Raw genomic sequence first — 26,336 nt, 5'->3', positions numbered from 1 at the left:
GCGGGTACATGAGCGAAGGCAACGATCAGGATCAGGGTAAGGGACGCTTGTCCTTGCGGCCGGCGGGCCGGAAGGAGGTCGGACGGACGGTTGATGCCGGTTCCGTGCGGCAGAGTTTCAGCCATGGTCGTTCGAAGGTGGTGCAGGTCGAGGTGCGCAAGAAGCGCGGCCCCGGTCCGGCCCCCGCAGGCAGCGGCTCCGGTTCGCCCGGTGGCGGCCGGGCCGGTGCGCGCGGTGGCAGTGGCGGTCGCGCGCTGACCGCCGCCGAACTGGCTACCCGCCAGCGCGTCCTCGACGAGCAGCGGGCCGAGGCCGTCCGCCGCGAGCAGGAGCGCCGCGAGCAGGAAAAGATCATGATCCTGTCCGCCGCCGAGGAAGCGCGGCGGCGCGAGGAAGATGCCCGGCGCGCAGCCGAGGAAGAATCCCGCGAACAGGAAGAAGCGGCCCGTGCCCAGGCGGAGCAGGCCGCGCGTCAGGTGCAGGAGCAGCCTGAAGCCGTAGAGACCGGTGCGGTGGTCTCGGCCGTGCCGCGGCCCGGCGAGGTTACGCTGGCGCCGCCGATGGAGCGCCTGCGCCCGCTGGCCGAACGCGCCATCATGCCGGCCCGTCCGGTCACGCCCACCCGTCCCGCGCCGGCGGCGGCGACGCCGGCCCAGCCGCAGGGCGAGACCCTGCGCCTGCGCACCGGTCGCGGTCCCGACACGGAAGAGGAACGCCGTGCGCCGCGTCGCCCCGGTGTCGTGCCCAGCCGCAAGCCGAATGGCGCACCCGCGAAGAAGGGTGGCGACAACCGCCGGTCCGGCCGCATCGACGTTCAGGCGGCGATCGAGGGTGACGACGACAAGACGCGCTCGCTGGCCTCGGTCCGGCGCCAGCGCGAGCGTGAGCGCCGGCAGGCCGAACTGGAGCGTCTGCGCTCCGACCAGGTCCGCGTGGTGCGTGACGTTGTGCTGCCCGAGACGATCACGGTGCAGGAACTGGCGAACCGTATGGCGGCCCGCCAGGGTGAAGTCATCAAGGCCCTGATGAAGATGGGCGTGATGGCGACCGTGACGCAGTCGCTGGATGCCGACACGGCCGAGCTGGTGATTCAGGAATTCGGACATCGTGTGCGCCGCGTGGCGGACAGCGATGTCGAGATCGGCATCGAAGGCATCGACGATACGCCGGAAGACCTGCTGCCGCGTCCGCCCGTCGTGACGGTCATGGGGCATGTCGACCACGGCAAGACCTCGCTGCTGGATGCGCTGCGCACCACCGACGTGGCCGCGGCCGAAGCCGGCGGGATCACGCAGCATATCGGCGCCTATCAGGTGACGCTGCCTTCGGGTGCGAAGATCACCTTCATCGACACGCCGGGCCATGAGGCGTTTACCGCCATGCGTGCCCGTGGCGCCTCGGTGACCGACGTGGTGGTGCTGGTGGTCGCGGCGGATGACGGCGTGATGCCGCAGACGATCGAGGCCATCCGCCACGCCAAGGCGGCGAACGCGCCGATCGTGGTGGCGATCAACAAGTGCGACAAGCCGGGTGCCAACCCCGAGCGCGTGCGTCAGGAACTGCTGTCGCACGAGATCGTGGTCGAATCCATGGGCGGCGACACCCAGGATGTCGAGGTCTCGGCGCTGAAGCGCACCGGGCTGGACAAGCTGGAAGAAGCCATCCTGCTTCAGGCGGAAATCCTGGACCTGCGCGCCAACCCCGACCGGGTGGCCGAAGGCTCGGTGATCGAAAGCCGGCTGGATCGCGGTCGTGGCCCGGTGGCGACGATCCTGGTGCAGAAGGGCACGCTGCGGCGTGGCGACATCGTGGTGGCCGGCGCCGAATGGGGCCGTGTCCGTGCGATGCTCGACGACCGCAACCGCCAGATCCAGGAGGCGCTGCCTTCGACCCCGGTCGAGATCCTGGGCATCGCCGGCGTGCCGGGTGCCGGCGAGCCGTTCGTGGTGGTGGAGAACGAGAACCGCGCCCGCGAGATCTCGGAATTCCGTCAGCGCGTGATCAGGGACCGCATGGCCGCTGGCCAGACGGCCGCGCGCGGCACGCTGGACCAGATGCTGGCGCGCATCCAGGCCGGTGCCCAGAAGGAAGTCGCCGTGCTGATCAAGGCCGATGTCCAGGGTTCGGCCGAGGCGTTGCAGACCACGGTGCTCAAGCTTGAGCATGAAGAGGTCAAGGTGCGGGTGCTGACGGCCGGTGTGGGCCAGATCACCGAAAGCGACGTGCAGTTGGCCAAGGCTTCGGATGCGGTGATCATCGCGTTCAACGTCCGTGCCACGACGCAGGCGCGGGAACTGGCGCAGCGCGAAGGGGTCGATATCCGCTACTACTCGATCATCTATCAGGTCGCGGATGACGTGGAGCAGCTGGTCAAGGGCAAGGTTGCGCCCAAGCACCGCGAGAAGTTCCTGGGGTATGCCGAGATCCGCAAGGTGTTCGACATCACCAAGGTGGGCAAGGTTGCCGGTTGCTACGTCACCGAAGGCGTGGTCAAGCGTGGGTGCGGTGTGCGCCTGCTGCGCGACAACGTGGTGGTGCACGAGGGCGATCTCAGCCAGCTCAAGCGCTTCAAGGACGATGTCAAGGAAGTGGCGCGCGGTTATGAGTGCGGCCTGTCCTTCGCGGGCTACAACGATCTGCGCGAAGGTGACATGGTCGAGTGCTACGAGATGGAACTGGTTCCCGCATGAGCCGCAACCCATCCCGTGGGAAGGTGAATACGGCGGGGCCGGCGGGGAAACTCGCCGGTCTTGCCGCTTCCGGACCCAGCCAGCGCCAGTTGCGCGTGGGCGAGGAAGTGCGCCGGGTGCTGGCCGACCTGTTCGCCCGCACCGAATTCCGCGATCCGGAACTGGTCGATGCGCGCATCACCGTGACGGAAGTGCGTCTGTCGCCCGATCTGAAACATGCCACCGCTTTCGTGGCGCGGCTGGGGCGTAGCGATGTGGATGCGCTGATGCCGGCGCTGCGGCGTGTGGCGCCGTTCCTGCGGTCGCGCATGTCGGGCAATCTGCGGCTGCGGGTGGTGCCGGAAATCCATTTCCAGCCGGATACGGCGCTGGATTATGCGATGGAAGTCAGCGCGTTGCTGAACAAGCCGGAAGTGGCGCGGGATCTGGACTGAGAGAGACTCTCTTCTTTTTCTGAAGAAAAAGAAGCAAAAAGACTTTTGATCGGTTCAGGGACATCGTGTGTCCCGGCACAAAATTCCCCGACGAATCAAAGTTTTTTGGTTCTTTTTTTCAAAAAAGAACGAAGACTATCGCCTTCCTGTGATCAGAACGCTTGGCTCGCGCCGGATCGTGCGTGCCGCGTCATGCAAGGCGGCGCCCCCGGCGGCGATGTCGCGCCGTGCCGTGTCCAGGTTGGTTTTCAATGCATCATCCGGTGTGCGCAGGTCTGAGCGGACCTGACGGGCGGCCGCCAGAGCGGCGTGGGTGTCGTGGGTGACGGCCTGGATTTCCGTGCCGCGATCGTGACTCTGCCGGTGGGCTGTCGCGCGCGCCTGTGCGAGCGCGGTGCGGGTGGTGTGCCAGTCGGTTTCGATCTTTTGTCGGGCTGCTTGTGCCGTGGCGGAAGCCGTTCGGATGGAAGACGCGGTTGCCGTCACGCTGGCGCGGACGGGTGGCAGGGCGGCATCGAGGGTTTGCCTGATCTTTTGGCCTTCCTGCACGGTCTGTCGCCATTCCGCTGCCATTTTATGGATCGGCAGGGTGGTCAGGGTTCGGCGGAGGATGGCCAGGCGGGATTCATGGGCCGGGATTTCCGGCAGGTTCGACAGGCCGGGATGGAGGGGCGGGGCGGGGCCGGGGGCGATATCCAGGTCGATGCCGACGCGGCCGGTCACCAGGCTGGCGCTATGCAGTTCGGCCTGCAATCCGTCCTGGATCAGCCGGGACAGCATCTGGTGCGGCGACAGGGGACCTCCGCCGCCCGCCATGTGAATCCGCTCGGGCTGGATGCGGATCGTGACCGGAATCAGCGCGCGGCCATGCAGGGGGTCGGCGGCGAGGCCGACATGTTCGACTCGCCCAAGCCTTGCGCCGCGAAACGTGACCATGGCGCCGGCGCGCAGGCCGCCGATCGGACGGTCGAAGACGACCATGGCGCGTTCGCTGTGCGTCATCAGGCCGAACTGGCCGAACGCGCCGAGGAACGCGCAGCCCAGCCCGATCCCGCCGGCAACGAAGAGCAGGATGGCCGTCCATCCGGCGGTACGGCCTGGATGAGTGCTCATGCGGGAAGAGAAAAGATCATCGGGTGTCTATTTCGGGCCTCCTGAGCCGCTTGAGAAAGCAGGCATGGCACAATCCGGCATTGCTCCCCCTTCAGGGCTCGTCTACACGCACGCCTCTTCCAGGATTTTGATCAAGAAGGTTTTGCCCCATGCGACGCAAGCGCGGACGTCAGATCGATGGCTGGCTGGTCATCGACAAGCCGGCGGGGATGACATCGACCGATGTCGTCAACCGGGTGAAGCGCGCCTTCGATGCCGCCAAGGCGGGGCATGGCGGGACGCTGGACCCGCTGGCGACCGGCCTGCTGCCCATCGCCTTCGGTGCGGCGACCAAGACCGTGCCGTACATCATGGACGGAACAAAGCGTTATCAGTTCACCCTGCGCCTGGGCGAGGCCCGGGATACCGACGATGCCGACGGGGCGGTGACAGAGATTTCGGCCGTGCGGCCGACGGACGAGGATTTCCGCCGCGCGCTGCCGGCCTTCCAGGGCGATATCATGCAGGTGCCGCCGGTCTATTCCGCGATCAAGGTGGCGGGCGAGCGGGCCTATGACATGGCGCGCGACGGGCGGCCGCCCGATCTGCCGCCCCGGCCGGCCCGGATCGACCGGTTCGAACTGGTGGCGCGGCCGGATGAGGATACCGCGATTTTCGAGGTGGAATCGGGCAAGGGCGTCTATATGCGCTCGCTGGCGCGCGACATCGCGCGGGCCTGCGGCACGGTGGGCCATGTGGCCGCCCTGCGCCGCCTGCGGGTGGGGCCTTTTGCCGAGGAAGACGCGATTCCGCTGGACAAACTGACGCCAAACGACGACAACGCGCCTGCCTCACCGGATCTGCTTCTTCCGGTCGCGACCGCGCTGGCCGACATCCCGGCGCTGGCCTTGACCCACGAGGAAGCGGAGTCCCTCTCGCACGGGCAGGCGATCAGCCTGCTCGGCCTGATGGGACGCATTCCGGACGCCGCCGATCCCGACCAGGGTATCGTGCGGGGGATGGACGGGGGGCGCGTGATCGGGTTGTGCCGGCTGGAAGATGGCTGGCTGCGCCCGGACCGCATGCTTTAACCGAATTGGAATGTGGAGAACACGATGTCGATTACTGCTGAACGCCGCACGGCGCTGATTGGCGAATACCAGACCGCCGCCACCGACACCGGCTCGCCGGAAGTCCAGGTCGCCCTGCTGACCGAGCGGATCACGAACCTGACCGAGCACCTGAAGACCCACGCGAAGGATTTCCATTCGCGTCGCGGCCTGCTGGTGATGGTCGGCAAGCGCCGCGGCCTGCTGGACTATCTGAAGCGCAAGGACGAGGCCCGCTACCAGACCGTGATCGGTCGTCTGGGCCTGCGTCGCTGAGATGACGCGCGATCCGGCCTGCTGCCCCGCGGTGCGTGGCAACGGGCCGGGTCGCATTGGTGCGTTCCGCCGATGGGGTGGCATGGCCGCCCCGTTGCCGCGGGACCGCCGCGCCCGATGCCCAATCCTGGGCCGGGCCACACGCTGCCCCCATGTCGGTGGAGACATCCGGACCGGGTCACAGCGTTTCAGGCCACATGGTGTTCTGGCGGATGACCGTCATCGCTCCATGCCGTCCGAGACGCTGTCCTTCATCCCCTTGTCCGGGCCTCTCCCATTCATCCGGGGTGGCCATCGGACAGGGAGTGTCTGAATGTTCAACTACTACCGCAAAGAGATCGAATGGGGCGGCCGCACGCTGGTGCTGGAGACGGGCAAGATCGCCCGCCAGGCCGATGGCGCCGTGGTCGTGACCTATGGCGACACGGTCGTGCTCTGCACCGCCGTGGGCGCCCGCAGCGTCAAGCCGGGCCAGGATTTCTTTCCGCTGACGGTCAACTACCAGGAAAAGGCCTTCGCGGCCGGCAAGATCCCCGGTGGTTTCTTCAAGCGTGAGGGCCGTCCGTCGGAGATCGAGGTGCTGAATTCGCGCCTGATCGACCGCCCGATCCGCCCGCTGTTCCCGGAAGGCTTCCGCAACGAGGTCCAGGTCGTCGCGACCGTGCTGAGCCACGATCTGGAGAACGATCCGGCGATCGCGTCCCTGATCGGCTGCTCGGCGGCGCTGACGCTGTCGGGCATTCCGTTCTTCGGCCCGGTGGCGGCCTGCCGCGTCGGCTATGCGAACGGCGCCTATGTGCTGAACCCGACCCTGCCGGAGATGAAGGACAGCGCGCTGGATCTGGTCGTCGCCGGCACCGCCGAAGGCGTGCTGATGGTCGAATCCGAAGCCGCCGAACTGAGCGAAGAGGTGATGCTGGGTGCCGTGACCTTCGGTCATGAAGCGTTCCAGCCGGTCATCGACGCCATCATCGCGCTGGCCGAGCATGCCGCGAAGGCGCCGTGGGACCTGGCCGAGCCGTCGGCCGAGGAACTGGCGCTGCGCAAGCGGATCGACGTGCTGGGCCGCGCGTCGATCGCCGAAGCGTACCAGGAGCGCGTGAAGCAGGCGCGTTACAAGAAGGTCGGCGCGGCGAAGGACGCCGTGCTGGCGGCGCTGACGGCGGAAGGCCTGGATGCGGGCGCGGCCAAGCCGATCCTGAAGGATCTGGAAGCCGACGTGGTGCGCAGTTCGGTGCTGGATACCGGCCTGCGGATCGACGGCCGCGACCTGAAGACGGTCCGCCCGATCGTGTCGGAAGTCGGCATTCTGCCGCGCGCCCATGGCTCGGCCCTGTTCACCCGTGGCGAGACCCAGGCCCTGGTGGTCGCCACCCTGGGCACCGCCCAGGATGAGCAGGTGATCGACGCGCTGGAAGGCGAATACCGCACCAACTTCATGCTGCACTACAACTTCCCCCCCTACTCGGTGGGTGAGTGCGGCCGCATGGGCTCGCCGGGCCGTCGCGAGATCGGGCATGGCAAGCTGGCCTGGCGCGCGGTGCATCCGCTGCTGCCCGGCAAGGATACCTTCCCGTACACCATGCGCGTGGTGTCCGAGATCACCGAGAGCAACGGTTCGTCGTCGATGGCGACCGTGTGCGGCACCTCGCTGGCGCTGATGGATGCCGGCGTGCCGCTGAAGCGTCCGGTGGCGGGCATCGCCATGGGCCTGATCAAGGAAGATCGCGGCTTCGCCGTGCTGTCCGACATTCTGGGTGACGAAGATCATCTGGGCGACATGGACTTCAAGGTGGCGGGCACCGAGCAGGGCGTCACCGCGTTGCAGATGGACATCAAGATCACGTCCATCACGCCCGAGATCATGAAGATCGCCCTGGGCCAGGCGCGCGACGGCCGCCTGCACATCCTGGGCGAGATGTCCAAGGCGCTGACCGAGGGGCGCAGCGACGTGTCCTCGACCGCGCCGAAGATCACGACCATCACCGTGCCCAAGGAAAAGATCCGCGATGTGATCGGCCAGGGCGGTAAAGTGATCCGTGAGATCGTTGAATATTCGGGCGCCAAGATCGATATCAACGATGACGGCACGATCATGATCGCCGCGTCGGCCGAAGAGCAGGCCACCAAGGCGATCGAGCGTATTCGCGGCATCGTGGCCGAGCCCGAGATTGGCGCGATCTATACCGGCAAGGTGGTCAAGACCGCCGATTTCGGTGCGTTCGTGAACTTTCTGGGCGCGCGCGACGGTCTGGTCCATATCTCGGAACTGTCGCAGGGCCGGGTGGCCAAGACCACGGACATCGTCAACCAGGGCGATGTGGTCAAGGTGAAGGTCCTGGGCTTCGACGATCGCGGCAAGGTCAAGCTGTCGATGCGCGTCGTCGACCAGGAGACGGGTGCCGACATCAGCGAGACCGTCGGAGCCAAGCCCGCTCGGCCGCCGGCGCGCTGAAGCCGGTCGGCGGTGGGGCAGCCTGCTCCGCCGCCGCGGCCCCGCCCGTGAGGCGCGGGGCACGTATGGACGAGACGCCGGTCCATCGGGACCGTGCGAGGACGATAGGGTAGTGATGAAGGCGATCAATGCGATCCGCATGGGCGGGGTGGATGTCCTGCCGCTGATCGAAGGTGGGAAGGGCGTGTCGGTTTCGACCGGCATATCGTCCGGTCATTGGGCGGCGGCGGGCGGCGCCGGCACGGTCTCGATCGTCAATGCCGATTCCTATGACGCTGAGGGACGCTATGTTCCGCAGGTCTATCACGGCCGCAGCCGGCGCGAACGGCAGCAGGAACTGATTGCCTACGCCATTGCCGGCGGTATTGCGCAGGCGCGGATCGCGCATGATCTGTCGGGTGGGCGCGGGCGCGTGCATGCCAACATCCTGTGGGAGATGGGCGGCGCCGAAGACGTTATCATGGGCGTGCTGGAAGGCGCGCCGGGGCTGATCCATGGCCTGACCTGCGGCGCGGGCATGCCCTATCGCCTGTCGGACATCGCGGCGCGGTTCGGCATCCATTATTATCCCATCGTGTCGTCCGCGCGGGCGTTCAGTGCCTTGTGGAAGCGTTCATTCCACAAGAACCCCGATGGGCTGGGCGGGGTGGTGTACGAAGACCCGTGGCGGGCCGGCGGGCATAATGGCCTGTCGAACAGCGAAAATCCGCTCAATCCGGAAGACCCGTTCCCGCGCGTGCTGGCGTTGCGTCAGGCGATGCGCGGTTTCGGCCTGCATGAGACGCCGATCGTCATGGCCGGTGGGGTGTGGTGCCTGGAGGAATGGGAAGACTGGATCGACAATCCCGAACTCGGGCCGATCGCCTTCCAGTTCGGCACCCGGCCGCTGCTGACGCAGGAGAGCCCGATCCCCGATGCGTGGAAGCGCCGGCTGCTGACCCTGAAGAAGGGGGACGTGTTCCTGAACCGGTTCTCGCCCACGGGATTCTATTCCTCGGCGGTGAACAATCCCTTCCTGCGGGAGCTTCAGGGGCGGTCGGAACGGCAGGTTGCCTATTCGACCGAGCCGGTGGGCGAGCATACCGCCGCCTATGGCGTGGGTGCCCGTGGCCGGCAGGTTTTCATGACCGAGGCCGATCGCGAGCATGTCCGGCTGTGGGAGCTGGAAGGCTACACCGAGGCCATGCGCACGCCGGATTCCACCCTGATCTTCGTCACGCCGGAGAAGGCGCGGGAGATCCTGGCCGATCAGGTGGCGTGCATGGGCTGTCTGTCGGAATGCCGCTTCTCGAACTGGAGCCAGCGGGGACCGGAGTATTCCAACGGCCACAGGGCCGATCCGCGTTCGTTCTGCATCCAGAAGACGCTTCAGGCCATTGCCCATGCGGGGCCGGAAGGCGACGACGGGGTGATGGACAACAACCTGATGTTCGGCGGCACGAACGCGTGGCGCTTCGCCACCGACCCGTTCTACGCCAACGGGTTCGTGCCGACGGTCGGTCAACTGGTCGACCGCATCATGACCGGGCGCTGATCCGGCAGACTATCGGAACGGTTGGAACGGGCCTCATCGAGGCCCGTTCGCGTTGGGGAGGTCTGTCACCGTCAGTGCGTGGCGGTCACCGCCATCCCGCCTATCGTGGCCGGATCCGGAAGGCGGTCCGGATTTGTGCTGTCCCGAACGCTGGATAGCTGGCCGCGTCGAGCGCGTCCTAGTATCGGATCGTGGCTGTAGTGTTGACAATAGGTGAAGCGGTCGATTTTGACCTGCGCGAAGCCGTACTGGCAGACGGTGTCCGCATTTCCACCGAACTGGTTTTCGGTGAAAAAGCTCTAGGTTTGGCCTGCCACCTGCGACGGAACAGGCCAAAGCAGCAGCTCATCAAGCTGCTGTTTTGCGCTATTTATTTCCGGCTAAAAGCCATATCGCCATGATCCTGTGGCCCACGATAAGAAAGAACGGCCTCTTTTTTATCATGGCTTAAGCTGGCAAATAGCCCCGTAGCCGCACGTGGCTCACAATATACCGGCTCAGGCGGGGGCACCGGCTTAGAGATAAGGCGTACACCGCTCCGGAAAGAGGCGGCGAGCCTTTTCGTGACATCAGCCATATTCATCCTCCTTTCGTAACAACCTTACTCATACATAGCGACGAAAAAACGGCGTCCGCCCTTTCTCGACGACACGCTCAAACCCAAATTCATCAACGTAAAGGCGTGTGGTTTGTTCATTTATGGGATTAACCCAAACCTCACGCTTCCCCATGAGTTGCGCGTAACAAGACACTGTTTCCAACGCAATTAGGGCTCGGCGTCCAACGAGAGGACAACCGTCTTGGCCATTCCCCTCTAAAAAACGGAGTTCAACGGCTCTTCCGGAAGTCAAACCTAACCCTAATGCGCACAAGTCCGAATGCTCTGACCAGACCGCCATTTCCAAGCAATCAGGTTCTCTATGGCGACGGAAGATCTCTTCCCAGTCCCACTTTGACCGGCGCTTCCACGAATGACGATACGCGTCCACCCCGCGGCCTGTCCATCCCGTGACGTGAAAATCAACGTGAATATGAGGTATGAGATTTCGTGCGGCAGAACGATAGGCTTCGAGTGCGTTTGCCTGATAACGCTCCTTTGCTCTGGCCAACTCCCGCGACAAAAGGCAGCGTCCCATTACGACTTACTATGAGAGGCATTCAGCTACCCTGCCAAGAGATTACCGTCAACTAAGTGGTGATTTTTCTAGCTATTCTATGAGGGCAGGCAGGCGGCGCGAAAGGCGGCGAAGGCGCGGGCGCGATGGCTGATGGCGTTCTTCTCGGCCTCGGGCATCTCGGCGAAGGTCCGGGTCTCGCCTTCCGGTGTAAAGATCGGGTCGTAGCCATGGCCCTGGGCGCCACGGGGCGGCCAGGCGATCTGTCCGTCGATCCGGCCTTCGAACGTGCGGAGGGTGCCGTCGGGCCAGGCGAGGCAGAGGACGGAGATGAACCAGGCGGACCGGTCCTCGTCATTGCCGATGGCTTCGTGGATGCGGGCCATGGCGCCGGGGAAATCCTTGTCGGGGCCGGCCCAGCGGGCGGAATAGATCCCTGGCGCGCCGCCGAGGGCGGCGACGCAGAGGCCGGAATCGTCGGCCAGCGCCGGCAGGCCGCTGGCCCTGGCCGCCGCCACGGCCTTCAGCGCCGCGTTGCCGGTGAAGCTGTCGGCGGTTTCCTCGGGTTCGGGCAGGCCGAGCTGGCCGGCGGAGACGACGGTGATGCCGTAGCCGTTCAGCAGGGCATCGAATTCCGCCAGCTTGCCCTGGTTGTGGCTGGCCAGGACCAGTCGTGTGCCGGAGGCCAGGCGGGGGGGGCTCGCCCCGCTCACGACGCGTCGCCCCGTGCGGCCAGTGCTTTGTCGACCGCAGCAAGCTGGGCGGCGAACAGATGCGCGGTGCCGCCCTGTGCCAGCCGCATCAGGGCCTCGAACTGCGCCTGCGAGAACGGGGCCTGTTCGGCCGTGCCCTGGATCTCGACGATGCCGCCGGCCTCGGTGAGGACGAAATTGGCGTCGGCGGCTGCCGTGCTGTCTTCGTCGTAATCAAGGTCGAGCACCGCGCCGGCCCCGGTCAGGCCGCAGGAGATGGCCGCGACCTGTGCCGTCAGCGGCACGCGGGCCAGCACGCGGTTGCGCACCAGCTTCTCCAGCGCCAGCCGCAGGGCGACCCAGGCGCCGGTGATGGAGGCGCAGCGGGTGCCGCCATCGGCGTTCAGCACGTCGCAATCGACGGTGATCGAGATTTCGCCCAGGGCGGTCAGGTCGGTCACGGCGCGCAGCGAGCGGCCGATCAGGCGCTGGATTTCCTGCGTGCGGCCCGACTGCTTGCCCTTCGCGGCCTCGCGCGGGCCGCGCGTGTGGGTGGCGCGGGGCAGCATGCCGTATTCGGCGGTGACCCAGCCCTTGCCCTGGCCGCGCAGGAAGGGCGGCACGCGGGGTTCGACGCTGGCGGCGCACAGCACCTCGGTCCCGCCCATGCGGATCAGGGCCGAACCTTCGGCGTGGCGGGCGAAGCCGGTTTCGATGGAGACGGGGCGCAGCGCGTCGGCGGCGCGGCCCGAGGGGCGGGGGGGCATGGGCAAACGATACTCCGCATCGACAGGCAGGGCATTCCGGGGCGGGCCGCCGAAAACGCGGGCATAGCCCGAGCCGGGGGAGAATGGCCAGCCCGACGCTTGTCATAGCCGGCCGGAGCTTCCAGATTTATAAGGGTCAATTCCGCCGGCTTCCGCCGGCCTCGAACGTGGAGGCTTCAAGCAGGATGAATCCCGGCACCCTGTCTTCCCGTCCGGCCCTGCCACCGGGGCTGGATGCCCGTTCGGCGGCGATCCTGCGCGAGATCGTCGAACAATATGTGGAAACCGGAGAGCCCGTCGGGTCGCGCACGCTGTCGCGGCGCCTGCCGCTGCCGCTGTCGCCGGCGACCATCCGCAACGTGATGGCGGACCTGACCGAGGCCGGGCTGCTGTTTTCGCCCCATGCCTCGGCCGGCCGCCTGCCGACGGAAAAGGGGGTGCGGCTGTTCGTGGACGGGTTGCTGCAATTCGGCAGCCTGAGCGAGGACGAGCGCGAGACCATCACCAACTCGCTGGAAATGCGCGGCCGCTCGTTGCAGGACACGCTGGCCGAGGCATCGTCGATGCTGTCCGGCCTGTCCTCGGCCGCAGGGCTGGTGCTGGCGCCCAAGGGCGACGGGGCGGTGAAGCATATCGAGTTCGTCGCCCTCGGCCCCCGGCGGGCGCTGGTGATCCTGGTCGGCGCGGACGGGCAGGTGGAAAACCGGGTGATCGAGACCCCGATCGGACTGCCGCCCTCGGCGCTGGTCGAGGCGGGGAATTATCTCAACGCCCAGTTGGCCGGGCGCTCGCTGGAGGATCTGCGCACGCATGTCAGCGCCGACATGAGCGCCAATCGCAGCGAACTGCATCATCTGACCGCCGAGATCGTGGCCAGCGGGCTGGCGACCTGGAGCGACGTGGATCGCGGCGGCACGCTGTTCATCCGCGGGCAGGCGCGCCTGCTGGCCGACGTGACGGAGATCGAGCGCCTTTCCACCATCCAGATGCTGTTCGAGCGGCTGGAGGCGCAGGAGACGATGCTGCGCCTGCTGGAACTGGCGCAGGAATCGGATGGCGTACGGATCTTCATCGGGGCCGAGAGTGGGCTGTTCGGGCTTTCCGGCACCTCGGTGGTGGTGGCCCCGGCACGGACCGACAGCAACCGGATCGTGGGGGCGATCGGGGTGATCGGCCCCACGCGCCTCAATTATGGGCGCATCATCCCGGTGGTGGATTATACTGCCCGCGTCATAGGCAGAATGCTCGGCTGAATCTCGGCCCGGACACACGCGCTGGTGGTGTGTCCGGGTCGGGATTTGGCGGCTCCATAAACGGTCGTCGTGAAAAACCGGACTGCCTTGGTGCCGCCATTTTCCTGCTTTAACTGCCGGGGTCTGGCCTTTGTTTCCGCCCTGGCGCGCATGTTTGAGGAGCGCTTCCATGCCCCGTCCCGATGCAGGCCAGGCCGGCACATTCCTGATTGGCGGCGATCTGCCCGTCGCGCGCCTGGGGTTTGGCGCCATGCGGATTACCGGGCGCGGAATCTGGGGCGATCCGCCCGACCGTGACCGCGCGCTGGACACGCTGCGCCGCGCGGCGGCCTGCGGCGTGACGCTGATCGACACCGCCGACGCCTATGGGCCTTATGTCAGCGAGGATCTGATCCGCGCCGCCCTGCATCCCTATGCCGGGCTGCATATCGCGACCAAGGGCGGGCATACGCGCCATGGGCCGGATATCTGGCGGCCGGTGGGGAACCCGGACTATCTGCGCCAGTGCGTGCTGATGAGCATGCGGCGCCTTGGGGTGGACTGCATCGATTTGTGGCAGTTGCATCGCGTGGGGCCGGATTGCACGCCGGAGACGCAGTTCGAGGTGATCGCCGCGATGCGCGCGGAAGGGCTGATCCGCCATGTCGGCCTCTCGGAAGTGCCCGTGGAGATGATCGAGCGGGCCCGGCGCTTCTTTCCGGTCGCGACGGTGCAGAACCGCTATAACCTGGTCAATCGTGCCTCGGAGGACGTGCTGGATTATTGCGCGGGGCACGGGATCGGCTTCATCCCCTGGGCGCCGCTGGCGGCGGGGTCGCTGGCCCGCGAGGGCGGCGTGCTGGACCGGGTGGCGCGCGATCTGGGGGCCACGCCGGGGCAGGTGGCGCTGGCATGGCTGCTGCGCCGCGCCCCGGTGATGCTGCCGATTCCCGGTACCGGCAGCCCCGAGCATGTCGAGGAGAATGTCGCCGCCGCCGGACTGGTGCTGGATGATGCCGTTTTCACCCGTCTGGAGCAGGAGGGGCGCGCGGAATGGCAGCGTCAGGCGGGTGGTTGACGCACCTTGCGGGGGGCGACGCCGGGGTCCGGGAATGCTAGGAGAGGCGTCCTTGCCCAGCCCCGTTCCCGCCGGTGCCCGTCGTGACGGATCTCGTTTCCTTGCCCTTCGCCCACTGGACCCTGGATGATTTTTCGTAACGGATCAGGCCGTGACGGCCGGCTGCTTGTGACTTCGCGCATTGGCGGTGATGCCGCAGACGGTGGGGCTCCCCGCCCGTCGCGACGCGGTTTCGGCCTGACGGGGCCGGGTGGCGGCCCGCGCCGGCCGCGCTTCCGGCTGGTGCGCAGGCTGCTCGGCGGGGGGGCGGCGGTGCTGCTGCTGGGCTCGCTGGCCGGCGGGATGGTCGCCTGGACCAAATACGAGCAACTGGTGGCCGACCTGCCGACGGTTGACGGGCTGCGCACCTACCAGCCGCCGGTGATGAGCCGGCTTTATTCCGGCGATGACCGGGTGATGGCGGAACTGGCGGCGGAACGGCGTATCTTCGTGCCCTATTCGGCCATTCCGGCCCGGGTGAAGAACGCCGTCATCGCGACCGAAGACCAGAAATTCTATACCCATGGCGGCGTCAATCCGTTCGCGATCCTCCGCGCGGGGCTGACCGACCTGACGATGAACAAGGGGCACCGGCCGATTGGTGCCTCGACGATCACGCAGCAGGTGGCGCGCATCATGCTGCTGGGCTCGAAACAGACTTTGTCGCTGGAGCGCAAGGCCAAGGAAGCCCTGCTGGCGATCCGTATCGAGCAGACCCTGTCCAAGGACAAGATCCTCGAAATCTACCTGAACGAGATCTATCTGGGCGCGGGCGCCTATGGCGTCGGCGCGGCGGCGCAGACCTATTTCAACAAGCCGCTGGACCAGTTGGACGACGCGCAGGCCGCGTTCCTGGGGGCGTTGCCGAAATCGCCTTCCAACTACAACCCCTACCGTTTCCCGGACGCGGCGCTGGCCCGGCGCAACCTCGTGTTGCAGCAGATGGTCGAGATCGGTGCCATCACCGAGGAGCAGGCGCGTCTGGCGCAGGCCGAGCCGCTGGTGCCGCAGGCCTTCACCCGGCCCGGCCCGGCCCCCGGCTCGGAATGGTTCGGCGAGGAAGTGCGCCGCCAGTTGATCGAGCGTTACGGGCAGGACACCACCATGCAGGGCGGCCTTCTGGTGCATACCAGCATGGACCCGCATATCCAGCAGGTCGCGACCGCCGCGGTGCGCGACGGGTTGATGAGCTACGACCACGACCATGGCGGCTGGCGGGGGCCGGTGGCGCATCTGGACGAGATCGCGTCCGGCGCGGATGCCGGCCAGTGGGTGCCTGCGCTGGCACATACGGCGCGGCCGCCCGGCATGCTGGATTCCTGGCGGCTGGGGGTCCTGCTCTCGCCGGCCACGGGGGAGATCGGCTGGCTGGAAGGGCCGGCGGCGCATGCCGAACCGCGTAGCGGGCGGCTGCTGGCGCGCGACATGGCCTGGATGCGCCGCTGGCGCGCCCCCCGCGCGGGCGATGTGCTGATGGTCGAGCCCCAGGCCGATGGCGGCGGGGTCGCGCTGCGGCAGGTGCCCAAGGTCGAGGGCGCGCTGGTGACGATGGACGTGCGGACGGGCCGGGTGCTGGCGATGGTCGGCGGCTGGTCGTTCGGCCAGTCGCAGTTCAATCGCGCGACCCAGGCGCTGCGCCAGCCCGGATCGTCCTTCAAGCCGTTCGTCTATCTGACGGCGATGGAGCAGGGGATTTCTCCGTCGCAGAAATTCGACGATTCCCCGGTGTCTTATGGCACCTGGCATCCGAACAATTACGAGAAGGATTTCTGGGGTCCGACCACCCTGCATGACGCGCTGCGGGAATCGCGCAATCTGGTGACGATCCGTCTGGCGGCCCATATCGGCATGAAATCGGTGGCGAACATGGCCACTTCGCTGCAACTGGTCGAGTCCATGCCGCATGTTCTGCCGGCCGCGCTGGGCGCGGTGGAGACGACCGTGCTGCGCGAGGCCGGGGCCTATGCCACCATCGCGGCGGGCGGGCGGCTGGTGACGCCGACCCTGATCGACAATGTGCAGGACCGCGACGGCCATGTGCTGTGGCAGCCGCCGGGCCTGGCCTTGCAGGCGGCGGTGCCCCCCGCCGGCACCGCCGCCCCGGTGCCTGGCGTCACGCCGCAACCGGCCGTCGCGGGGAATGGGGCATCGGTGGCGGCACCGGCGGCCGTCGCCTCCCCGGCGGTGGCGGGCGTGCCGGCCGATGGGCCGGTGCTGGTGGATACGCGGCCGCAGGTCGCTTCGCCGGACAGCGCGTACCAGATCGTGGCGATGATGCGTGACGTGATCCTGCGCGGCACCGGCAATCGGGCCGGGCAGGGCATCGACCGGCCCATCGCCGGCAAGACCGGCACCAGCCAGAATTTCAACGATGCGTGGTTCGCCGGCTTTTCGCCCGATATCGTGACGATCGTCTGGGTCGGGTTCGACACGCCGCAGACGCTGGGCAAGAACGAGACCGGCGGCACGATCGCCGGCCCGATCTGGAACCGGGTGATGAAGGCGGTGCTGGCCGACCGGCCGAGGCTGGATTTCCCCGTGCCCCAGGGGTTGACGCTGGCGCGCTACGATACCGGCATGGGCATGGCGGTGGATGCCTTCAAGCCCGACCAGGTGCCGGGCATCAGCGCCGACCTGAACGCCAATGCGACCGGCGCGTTGACCGCCGAGGATACCGGCGCCGAGACGATGCCGGATTCCGAGAGCGACATGGCGGCATCGCCCTCTGCCGCGCCCGCCGCCGGCCCCGCCGGTGTGCCGGGCCAGCCCGCGCCTTCGGCCGCCGCTCCTGCCGCGCCGGCGGGCGGGGGTGACATCGGCATGGGTGGCCTGTATTGACGCCGCTTGCTTTTCCTGTCGGGCCGGCCGCCAATCGGCCGCCCTTTCTGACCGATGGAGTTCCTGTTCCATGTCCGCCGAGACCGAGGCTCTCAACGACCAGCTCAAGCAGTCGGTGGCACTGCTGAGGAGGCATCTTTGACTGGGATGTCGCAATCGGCCGCCTGGCCGAACTGAACAACCGGGCGGAGGACCCGGATCTGTGGAACGATCCGGATGCCGCCCAGAAGTTGATGCGCGAGCGCACCCTGCTGGCCGGGCAGGTCGAGGGGGTGCAGCGGCTGGAAGGCGATGTCCGCGATACGCTGGATCTGGTCGAACTGGCCGAGATGGAAGGCGATGAGGCCGTCCTGAAGGACGCCACGCGGATGCTGCGCGAACTGGCCGACGAGGCCAAGCGCCGCGAGACCGAGAGCCTGCTGTCCGGCGAGGCCGACAGCAACGACTGCTACATGGAAGTCAATGCCGGCGCCGGCGGCACCGAGGCTCAGGACTGGGCCGAGATGCTGCTGCGCATGTACACGCGCTGGGCCGAGCAGCATGGCTACAAGGTCACGCTGATGGAAAGCTCGGAGGGCGAGCAGGCCGGGCTGAAATCGGCGACGATCCAGGTGACCGGCCCCAATGCCTATGGCTGGTTGAAGACCGAGGCCGGGGTGCATCGCCTGGTGCGGATTTCGCCCTTCGACGCGGCGGCGCGGCGGCAAACGTCGTTTGCCTCGGTCTGGGTTTATCCGGTGGTCGATGATTCGATCGAGATCGAGATCAACGAAGCCGATCTGAAGGTCGATACGTTCCGGGCTTCGGGTGCCGGCGGGCAGCACGTCAACAAGACCGAGTCCGCGATTCGAATCACCCATATTCCCACCGGCATCGTGGTGGCCTGCCAGACCGACCGGTCGCAGCATCGCAACCGCGCCACGGCGATGACGATGCTGAAGGCCCGCATGTACGAGCAGGAACTGCAACGGCGCGAGGCCGCCGCGGCCCAGACCGAGGCGGCGAAGACCGATATCGGCTGGGGGCACCAGATCCGCTCCTACGTGCTGGCGCCCTACCAGTTGGTGAAGGACCTGCGGACGAATGTCGAGCGCGGCAACCCCGGCGCGGTGCTGGACGGGGACCTGGATGATTTCATGGCGGCGGCCCTGGCCGCCCGTGTGGGGGCGACCCGGTCCGAGGCCAGTGCTTCCGCCCAGTGATCGCCGCAGGGTGATCGCGGGGTATGCGCGCAAGAGAGGGCGGCTTCGGCCGCCTTTTTTTGTGAGATTTTTATGACGGGATTTGCGGCCCGTACGATGGATTCGAACCTGATCCGGCCCTCGTGCGTTCAGGTTCTGTCAGCGCGGCGAACGGGGCGACGTGGGCTGGAACGCCAATGTGTCGGATTCGAAACAAAAGCGGACCCGGCGCGAAAAATGGCAGAAAAATGGGCACACTCTCAAAAATCGCCAGTTTTTCGCCATTTATGACAGGTTGTTAATATGGCCATTTTTTGGGCCAGTGATGACAAATTACTCGTTTCAAATTCGATAAATATCTTGCTTGACATCGGATGGGCGCAATAGCCCAATTCGATGGCTTGGCGGCATTTCGATGTCTGTCCGGTCAGGTCGGAACGCAGGGGATGCACGATCCCGATTATCGTTTGTGCGTGCTTTCGCACATGCCGTGGCCATGCCACGGTGTGGCCGGGGTTTGCCCGGAGAGAAGGCCGGACGCTGCGAAGTGGTCCTGATTTGTTGTGGTTTTGAGTGCCGAAACCGGCGTGGACGAGAGGGTTAAGGAGGTTTCGACATGAACTACGCGGAACAACAACGCAGTCCGACGAAGCATATCATCGGCATAACTGTCGTTGTTCTCCTGCACGTGGTTCTGATCTGGGCGTTGATGAACGGTCTCGGGGCGAAAATCGTCCAGGAACTGCACCCGCCCATCCAGACCAAGATTATTACGGAGAAGAAGCCGCCGCCGCCGCCACCACCGCCGCCTCCGCCGCCGGTGATGACGCAGCCGCCGCCGCCGTACATTCCGCCGCCGAAGATCCAGATCCAGCCGCCGCCGCAGCAGGTGATCAAGCAGGTGACGCATACGCCACCGCCGAAGCCGATGCCGCCGTCGCCGCCTGCGCCGCCGACAGTGCAGAACGCGCCTGTCGGGCCGCCGGTTCCGGATCATCTGGCGGGTGCGCGTCCGGTGAACAACGTCAAGCTCGAATATCCCGAGGAAATGCTCGAGGAAAATCGGGAGGGCCGCGTGACCGTGGTGTGCGACGTGGAGCAGGACGGGTCGACCAGCAACTGCGCGGTGACGAGCGTGCAGGGTGGGCAGTCGTTCTCCCAGGCCGCGTTGGATTACGTCCGCCGTGCCCGGTATCAGCCGGCGGTCAAGAATGGCGTGCCCATCAAGGAGTTCCGCCATCCGTACACGATTACCTTCAGGCTCAGCAACGACTGAGGGTTACCTAACGACCGGAGCCGGACGGGTGTGAGCCCGCCGGCCCCGGGGTTCCGGCAAACGGGCCATCTACCACAGAGGATTTGGAGTACATGACCAGACTGCACCGTGTTCCTGTTGTTGCCGCATCGGCCCTGGCTGCCATTCTGAGCGTCTCGTCGCCCGTGATCGCGGTGGCTCAGGACGCACAGTCCACCGCTCCGGCCGCGGCTCCCGCCCCTGACGCAGCGGCTCCGGCCGCTCCGGCGCCCGACGCATCGGCACCTGCCGCTTCGGCACCCGCCGCCGCCCCGACCGACGGCTCGGCTCCGGCCACCCCGCCGGCCGACGGCGCTGCCCCGGCCGCTCCGGCCGCCGATGCCTCCGCTCCGGCCCCCGCGGTGACGCCGCCGGCCGAGGATGCCGCCCCGGCCAAGCCCGCCGGCAACCCGTATGGCCTGGATGCGCTGTGGCGCAACGGTGACATCATCGCCCGTGGCGTTCTGCTGATCATGGTCGTCATGTCGCTGGGCACATGGTACATCATGATCACGAAGTTCTTCGAACAGATGCGTATGTTCTCGGCCGCCAAGGAAGCCGCGTCGACCTTCTGGACCAAGTCTTCGATCCAGGAAGGCGCCGCCGCGCTGAAGCCGTCCTCGCCGTTCCGCTACATTGCCGATACCGGCATCGTCGCGGCCGAGCATCATGAAGGCACGATGCAGGAATCCATCGACCTGCACACCTGGACCTCGATGTCGATCCAGCGCGCCGTCGATACCATCCAGGCGCGGATGCAGGGTGGCCTGGCCTTCCTCGGCACCGTGGGTTCGACCTCGCCGTTCGTCGGTCTGTTCGGCACCGTCTGGGGTATCTATCACGCCCTGACCGCCATCGGCATCGCCGGCCAGGCGTCGATCGACAAGGTTGCCGGCCCCGTCGGTGAATCGCTGATCATGACCGCCATCGGTCTGGGCACCGCCGTTCCGGCCGTGCTGGGCTACAACCTGCTGGTCCGTCGCAACAAGGGCGCCATGGACAAGGTCCGCAACTTCGCCGCCGACCTGCAGTCGATCCTGCTGGGTGGCTTCCGTCATGGTGTCGCGCCGGAGATCGTGGTTCATCCCGATAGCTCGCCGACCACCACCACGACCTCCAACCGGGTTGCCTGAACATGGCGATGCAAGTCGGAGGCGGCGGCGATGAAGACGAGGTGGTGTCCGCCATCAACACCACTCCACTTGTCGACGTCATGCTGGTGCTGCTGATCATCTTTCTGATCACCATCCCAGTCGCAACACACACGATCAAGGTGAACCTTCCGAAGGACGCCAACCAGCCCACTCAGACCAAGCCCGGCAATGTGGTGCTGGCGGTGACGGAGAACGGGCAGATCTACTGGAACGAGGTCGCGATCAAAAGTCGGGCCGACCTTCTGGACCGGCTGGAAAAGGTGGCGGTGATCAAGCCGCAGCCCCAGATCCAGATCCGTGGCGATGCCAAGGCGCGCTACGAATCGGTCGGGCGGGTGATCGCCACCTGCCAGGAAGCCGGGATCTACCACGTGGACTTCATCACCGAGCAGCCCCACTCGGACTGAACGACGGGGAACAGGGGGTCGGCCCGCGCCGGCCCCCGACTTCCGGGAATCTCACATCAGGGCGCCGCGTTTGTCCGTCCGCACCGGTTTCAGGTGGCGGTTCGAACGGTCCAGTGGCCCACGTTTTTTTAGAGAGTACACCGCCATGGGCATGAGTGTCGGCTCCGAAAGCACCCACGAAGACGAAGGTATGGTCGATATCAACACGACGCCGTTGATCGACGTCATGTTGGTGCTGCTGATCATGCTGATCATTACTATTCCGTTGCAGACCCATTCGGTCGCGCTGGATCTGCCCCAGGGTGATCCGCCGCCTTCGACCGAAATTCCGAAGGTCGTGACGCTCGCGATCGATTTCGACAACAGCCTTTCGTGGAATGGCGAGCCCATCGGTGACGAGGGGTCGCTGCTGGCGCATCTCCAGGAGGCCGCGGCGCAGCCCGACCAGCCCGAAATGCATATTCATCCGAACCGTCTGGCCGATTACAAGACGGTGGCGCATGTCCTTGCTGACGCCCAGAGGCTTGGCATTACCAAGCTGGGTATCGTAGGTCAGGATCAGTTCATGGAAGGACAATGAGCTGATGTCATTACGTCTGTTCCGCGCCGGCCTGCTTGCCGGCGTGATCGCCGCCGTTCCGTTTTCCGTCTCGTCGGTCGGGTCCGCCTGGGCGGCCGACACTCTGAGCGCCAAGGTCGGCAAGCCCTTGCAGGAGGCCCAGTCCGCCCTGGCCGCGCATAATTATGCCAAGGCGATGGCCGCCGTCGATGCGGCCGAGGCCGTGCCCGGCAAATCCGATTACGAAGAATATACGGTCACCCAGATGCGTGCCGCCGTCGCGGCGCAGTCGGGTAACGTGGCGGCGGCCACGGCCGCCTATGACAAGCTGATCGCGTCCAGCCGTACTCCCAAGGACGCCAAGCTGCAGATGATGATGGCGGAGGCCACGATGGCCTACACCGCCAAGGATTATCCCCGGGCCGTCGCAGGGACCGAGCAGTATCTGAAGGCCGCCGGCAGCAACCCGGCGATGGAGACGCTGCTGATCCAGTCCTATTATCTGCAACAGGACTACAAGAACGCCGCGCGCGTTCAGCAGGCGCAGATCGATGCCACGATCAAGGCCGGCAAGGTTCCCGTCGAATCCCAGTTGCAGCTTCTGGCGGCCTGCCAGACGCAGCTCAAGGACCAGTCGGGGCTGAACCACACCTATGTGATGCTGGTGTCCTATTATCCCAAGCCGGAATATTGGGCGCTGATCCTGCATGGGCTGATCACCAACCCCAAGGTCGCGCCCGGCCTGCAGCTTGATGTCTATCGCATCCGGCTGGCGGCGGGTGTGCTGACGGCGCCGTCCGACTTCATGGACATGACCGAACTGGCCATGCAGGCCGGTCTGCCGCAACTGGCGCTGGACCTGATGAACGCGGGTTATGCCAGCGGCGTTCTGGGCAAGGATGCCGGGGCCGCGCGCGAAGCCAAGCTCAAGGCCATGGTCGTGAAGGCGGTGGCCGACAAGAAGGCCACGATCGCGGCGGACGAAGCCGCTGCCGCGAGCGCGCCGACCGGCAATGCGCTGCTGACCGTGGGCTATAATTACGTGACCTTCGGTCAGGCAGACAAAGGTCTGGCCGTGATGCAGAAAGGGCTGGCGAAGGGGCCGCTGGACCCCAATATCGGCAAGCTGCATTACGGTCTGGCGCAGGCTGCGGCCGGGCGTACCGCTGACGCCATCGCGACACTCAAGACCGTCGCCGGCGAAAATGGCGCCCGGGATATCGCCCAGCTCTGGATACTCAAGCTGACCCCTGCATCTGCGGCCCACGCCGCCGCGCCGGCCGCTCATCACTGAGTGGTCGCCGGGCCTGATCGGTCCGGCCGCGTGACCCGGAATGCCGGCGGGGCCGGGTGGAACCATCCACCCGGCCCTTGCTGTTTGAGGGGGTCCTTTTCGCCGATCCCGATTTTACGGTATCTTCACTGACATTCCGGCCCGATCCGGCGGCCGGTGCTTTCAGGAATGACGATTCGCATCGTGACGATGTCCCAGACCGCCCCAGATTCCGACCTGCCTGCCCGCATTCTGGTCGTCGAGGACGACCCCGGTATGCGTACCCTGCTGGTAAGGGCCTTGCAGGCTGATGGCTATCGCGTACGCGGCGTGCAGGACGGGCGCGAAATGTGGGCCGCGCTGACGGCATCGTCGGCCGACCTGATCGTTCTGGATGTCATGCTGCCGGGAACCAACGGGCTGGATCTCTGCCGTTCGCTGCGGCGGGGCGGTGCGCCGGGTGCCGAGGTGGTCCATCCGGACCGCCATACGCCCGTCATCATGGTCTCGGCCCGGGGCGAGGAACTGGATCGTGTGCTCGGCCTGGAACTCGGGGCCGACGATTACGTGGCCAAGCCCTTCAGCCAGAAGGAATTGCTGGCGCGGGTCCGTGCGGTGCTGCGCCGTGGCAGCGGCGGCGTGACCGGGGTGCAGCCCAGCACGCCGCGCCGCGAAACGCTGAAATTCGCCGGATGGACATTGGATCTGCGCCGGCGCGAACTGACCGATCCTTCGGGGGCGGTGGTGGATATTTCCGGCGCCGAGCATGATCTGCTCGCCAGCTTCCTGGACAATCCGCAACGGGTGATCGGGCGGGACCGCCTGCTCGAACTGTCGCGCACCCGCCTGGGCGATGTGTCCGATCGGAGTGTCGATGTGCTGGTCAGCCGTCTGCGCCGCAAGCTGGGCAACGATTCCGAATCCCTGATCCGCACCGTCCGCGGGCTGGGGTATATCTTTACCGCCCCGGTCGAGCGCCTCTGATGGGTGCGCGGAAACGCGCGCTGGTGGCGATCCGACGCGCGTTTCCTGCGCTCCGGTGCTCACGGCCATTGAGGCCGCTCCGCTCCGGTGCTCGGAAACACACGACGGGCGCGGCCCTGCGGGCCGCTCTCGCTCACCAGCCCACGTTTCCGCGCACCCATTCCCGGTCATATGAGTTGATGGCGATCCGACGCGCGTTTCCTGCGCTCCGGTGCTTACGGCCATTGAGGCCGCTCCGCTCCGGTGCTCGGAAACACACGACGGGCGCGGCCCTGCGGGCCGCTCTCGCGCGCGAGCCCACGTTTCCGCGCACCCATTCCCGGTCATATGAGTTGGTGGCGATCCGACGCGCGTTTCCTGCGCTCCGGTGCTCACGGCCATTGAGGCCGTTCCGCTCCGGTGCTCGGAAACACACGACGGACGCGACCCTGCGGGCCGCTCTCGCGCGGCAGCCCGCGTTTCCACATACCCATTCCCGGTCATATGAGTTGGTGGCGATCCGACGCGCGGTTTCTGTGTGTCAGTCTGAATTTCTGGTCGGGCGTTGACTGTCGGGGTTTCGCCGGGGCCGCGGCGGATCACGCTGTGGCCGCGCGGGTTGGTCGGGCGGGTCACGTTCGTGCTGCTGGCGGCGGTGGCGCTGGTGTTTCTCGGCAGTTCGGCGTTCTACGAGGAGGCCGAGACCTACACGGTCGATGATGCCCAACTCGATGCGATCGGCGAACGGCTGGCGGTGGATACGCGGGTGCTGGCGGCCACGCCGCTGGCCCAGCGACCCATCCTGGCGGCCATGCTGTCCACCGGCGACCTTACGCTCGATTGGCGGCCGCCCGTGGCGGGCCGGCCGATGCGGCCCGAGCCGTCGGCGCTGCGCGATTTGCACGACAAGCTGGTGGGGAACCGCGAACCGTTGCGTGGGTCGGTCCTGAACCTGTCGCCGACCCAGATCGGTACGTCCGATGTACGGGGCATCGTGCGGTTGCCCGATGGCAGCCGGCTGGGTTTCGTGGCGCCCGATATTCTTCAGCCGCACCATATGACGCGCGGTGTCGCCTCGGCCGCCATTCTGGCCGGGGCGGTGCTGCTGGCGGCGGCGATGCTGGTGCATACGCTCAGCATGCCGCTGCGGGCCCTGGCCGATCTGGCGGACGGTGTGGGGTCGGGCCGGTGGGTGCCGGTCGAGGAAAAGGGGCCACGGGAAGTCCGGCATCTGGCCCGGGCGATCAATGCCATGCAGGATCGTATCCGCCGGTTGATCGAGGACAGGACCGAGGCGCTGGCGGCGGTATCGCACGATCTGCGCACGCCGCTGGCGCGCCTGCGCCTGCGGGCCGGCTTTCTGACCGATCCGGAAGCGCAGAGCGCGATCGAAAGCGATGTTGCCGAGATGGAGGCGATGGTCGGCGGCGTGCTGGCGTATCTCTCCGGGGAAAATGATCCCGAGGCCGTCCGGTCGGTGGATCTGGTCTCGATCCTGCAGACGTTGGTCGATGACGCGGCCGACCAGGGGCGGGACGTGGTGTATGAAGGCATGGAGCATTGCCTGGCGAAAGTCCGGCCGCTGGCGATGAAGCGCGTCTTCGGCAATCTGATCGACAATGCCGTCAATTACGGTGGTGGAGCCCGTGTCAACCTTTCGGTGGCACCGGATGGCCTGCGGATACGGGTCGATGACGACGGGCCGGGACTGCCTGAAGCCGAACTGACCCGGGTGCTGGCCCCGTTCTATCGGGTAGAGGGATCGCGGTCGCGCTCCACGGGCGGGCTGGGGCTGGGGCTGGCGATCGTCAACCGGGAAGTGCAGCGCGAGGGGGGCCAGTTCACCTTGGCGAATCGGCCCGAAGGCGGCTTGCGGGCAGAAATTCTGCTGCCCCGTTCGCGGGCGCAGGGCACGGGCAAGCCTCAGCGGCCACATTGACGCATCGTTTCGCGCCGATGCCCATGTCCGACCTCGACCCTTACACGCCAATGTATTGATAATAAATGCGTTTCCAAAGGCTCAGCCTTTGGCGGGTTTCAGGGCAGAGTATCCGTCTTGATCAAGCTGTTTTTGGCGCCCATGAGCGATTGTGTCGCACGAGTGCGTTTGCGAGGACGATGAGCTTCCTCATGACGGCGGTGATGGCGAGCATG

21 protein-coding genes are annotated in these 26,336 nt (G+C 66.4%); 18 read left to right on the top strand and 3 right to left on the bottom strand.

Annotated features, from left to right (window positions below; translation table 11 throughout):
• Positions 1-8 precede the first annotated feature (8 nt).
• Both infB and rbfA read left to right on the top strand, forming a co-directional pair.
• The gene (infB, locus tag HLH25_RS13125; RefSeq protein WP_182974494.1) at positions 9-2,690 is read left to right on the top strand and encodes a translation initiation factor IF-2; all 2,682 of its coding nucleotides are present in this window, start codon (positions 9-11) and stop codon (positions 2,688-2,690) included.
• Positions 2,687-3,124, top strand: coding sequence for a 30S ribosome-binding factor RbfA (gene rbfA / locus HLH25_RS13120; RefSeq protein WP_114725381.1), 438 nt, complete (start codon positions 2,687-2,689; stop codon positions 3,122-3,124). The genes infB and rbfA overlap by 4 nt, the downstream gene beginning before the upstream one ends.
• Before the next feature lie 135 nt (positions 3,125-3,259).
• Here the strand turns inward: rbfA and HLH25_RS13115 are convergent, their stop codons facing one another.
• Entirely contained in the window at positions 3,260-4,237 is a 978-nt protein-coding gene (locus tag HLH25_RS13115) for an MlaD family protein (RefSeq protein ID WP_182974493.1), read from the bottom strand.
• A 149-nt stretch (positions 4,238-4,386) separates the two neighbouring features.
• Here HLH25_RS13115 and truB point away from each other — a divergent pair, with 149 nt between their 5' ends.
• The 5 genes from truB to HLH25_RS13090 all read left to right on the top strand — a co-directional run bounded on the left by truB (position 4,387) and on the right by HLH25_RS13090 (position 9,991).
• Positions 4,387-5,307, top strand: a complete 921-nt coding sequence (gene truB, locus HLH25_RS13110; protein ID WP_182974492.1) for a tRNA pseudouridine(55) synthase TruB — start codon at positions 4,387-4,389, stop codon at positions 5,305-5,307.
• Between the two features lie 24 nt (positions 5,308-5,331).
• On the top strand, positions 5,332-5,601 hold the full coding sequence (rpsO, locus tag HLH25_RS13105) for a 30S ribosomal protein S15 (RefSeq protein ID WP_114725993.1): 270 nt from the start codon (positions 5,332-5,334) through the stop codon (positions 5,599-5,601).
• A 313-nt stretch (positions 5,602-5,914) separates the two neighbouring features.
• Positions 5,915-8,056 carry a polyribonucleotide nucleotidyltransferase gene (gene pnp / locus HLH25_RS13100; protein ID WP_182974491.1) on the top strand — a complete coding sequence of 714 codons (2,142 nt, stop codon included), beginning with the start codon at positions 5,915-5,917 and terminating at the stop codon, positions 8,054-8,056.
• 115 nt (positions 8,057-8,171) lie between these two features.
• Positions 8,172-9,590, top strand: a complete 1,419-nt coding sequence (locus tag HLH25_RS13095; RefSeq protein ID WP_182974490.1) for an NAD(P)H-dependent flavin oxidoreductase — start codon at positions 8,172-8,174, stop codon at positions 9,588-9,590.
• 200 nt (positions 9,591-9,790) lie between these two features.
• On the top strand, positions 9,791-9,991 hold the full coding sequence (locus HLH25_RS13090) for a hypothetical protein (protein ID WP_220791810.1): 201 nt from the start codon (positions 9,791-9,793) through the stop codon (positions 9,989-9,991).
• A gap of 812 nt (positions 9,992-10,803) precedes the next feature.
• Here the strand turns inward: HLH25_RS13090 and rdgB are convergent.
• Both rdgB and rph read right to left on the bottom strand, forming a co-directional pair.
• Positions 10,804-11,418 (bottom strand): RdgB/HAM1 family non-canonical purine NTP pyrophosphatase, encoded by a 615-nt coding sequence (rdgB, locus tag HLH25_RS13085; protein WP_182974488.1) that lies wholly within the window; start codon positions 11,416-11,418, stop codon positions 10,804-10,806.
• Positions 11,415-12,164 carry a ribonuclease PH gene (gene rph, locus HLH25_RS13080; protein ID WP_182974487.1) on the bottom strand — a complete coding sequence of 250 codons (750 nt, stop codon included), beginning with the start codon at positions 12,162-12,164 and terminating at the stop codon, positions 11,415-11,417. Before rph ends, rdgB begins: the two co-directional genes overlap by 4 nt.
• Before the next feature lie 185 nt (positions 12,165-12,349).
• On the opposite strand from rph, the gene hrcA reads away from it, so the two are divergent.
• From hrcA to HLH25_RS13025, 11 genes are all read left to right on the top strand, one after another.
• A complete protein-coding gene (gene hrcA / locus HLH25_RS13075; RefSeq protein WP_114725395.1) occupies positions 12,350-13,417 on the top strand; it encodes a heat-inducible transcriptional repressor HrcA in 1,068 nt (355 codons plus the stop codon).
• 169 nt (positions 13,418-13,586) lie between these two features.
• Entirely contained in the window at positions 13,587-14,474 is an 888-nt protein-coding gene (locus HLH25_RS13070; protein WP_182974486.1) for an aldo/keto reductase, read from the top strand.
• 126 nt (positions 14,475-14,600) lie between these two features.
• Positions 14,601-17,351, top strand: a complete 2,751-nt coding sequence (locus HLH25_RS13065; RefSeq protein WP_182974485.1) for a penicillin-binding protein 1A — start codon at positions 14,601-14,603, stop codon at positions 17,349-17,351.
• Positions 17,352-17,421: 70 nt separating this feature from the next.
• A protein-coding gene (gene prfB, locus HLH25_RS13060; protein ID WP_114725401.1) for a peptide chain release factor 2 occupies positions 17,422-18,553 on the top strand; the annotation gives its coding sequence in 2 pieces (ribosomal slippage) (positions 17,422-17,490 and positions 17,492-18,553; 1,131 coding nt in all).
• Positions 18,554-19,148: 595 nt separating this feature from the next.
• A complete protein-coding gene (locus HLH25_RS13055) occupies positions 19,149-19,808 on the top strand; it encodes an energy transducer TonB (protein ID WP_114725403.1) in 660 nt (219 codons plus the stop codon).
• 92 nt (positions 19,809-19,900) lie between these two features.
• Positions 19,901-20,959 (top strand): MotA/TolQ/ExbB proton channel family protein, encoded by a 1,059-nt coding sequence (locus HLH25_RS13050; RefSeq protein ID WP_182974484.1) that lies wholly within the window; start codon positions 19,901-19,903, stop codon positions 20,957-20,959.
• 2 nt (positions 20,960-20,961) lie between these two features.
• On the top strand, positions 20,962-21,387 hold the full coding sequence (locus HLH25_RS13045) for an ExbD/TolR family protein (RefSeq protein WP_182974483.1): 426 nt from the start codon (positions 20,962-20,964) through the stop codon (positions 21,385-21,387).
• A 145-nt stretch (positions 21,388-21,532) separates the two neighbouring features.
• On the top strand, positions 21,533-21,967 hold the full coding sequence (locus HLH25_RS13040) for an ExbD/TolR family protein (protein ID WP_182974482.1): 435 nt from the start codon (positions 21,533-21,535) through the stop codon (positions 21,965-21,967).
• Positions 21,968-21,971: 4 nt separating this feature from the next.
• Positions 21,972-23,240, top strand: a complete 1,269-nt coding sequence (locus HLH25_RS13035) for a hypothetical protein (protein WP_182974481.1) — start codon at positions 21,972-21,974, stop codon at positions 23,238-23,240.
• Positions 23,241-23,408: 168 nt separating this feature from the next.
• Positions 23,409-24,203: a response regulator gene (locus tag HLH25_RS13030; RefSeq protein ID WP_246402247.1), complete on the top strand. Its 795-nt coding sequence runs from the start codon at positions 23,409-23,411 to the stop codon at positions 24,201-24,203.
• 544 nt (positions 24,204-24,747) lie between these two features.
• Complete coding sequence (locus tag HLH25_RS13025; protein WP_182974480.1) at positions 24,748-26,121, top strand: ATP-binding protein; 1,374 nt, start codon at positions 24,748-24,750, stop codon at positions 26,119-26,121.
• Positions 26,122-26,336: the final 215 nt, after the last annotated feature.

The sequence above is a fragment of the Gluconacetobacter dulcium genome (assembly GCF_014174165.1).
Lineage (GTDB): Bacteria > Pseudomonadota > Alphaproteobacteria > Acetobacterales > Acetobacteraceae > Gluconacetobacter > Gluconacetobacter dulcium.
This window is presented reverse-complemented; position numbering and strand designations above follow the sequence as displayed.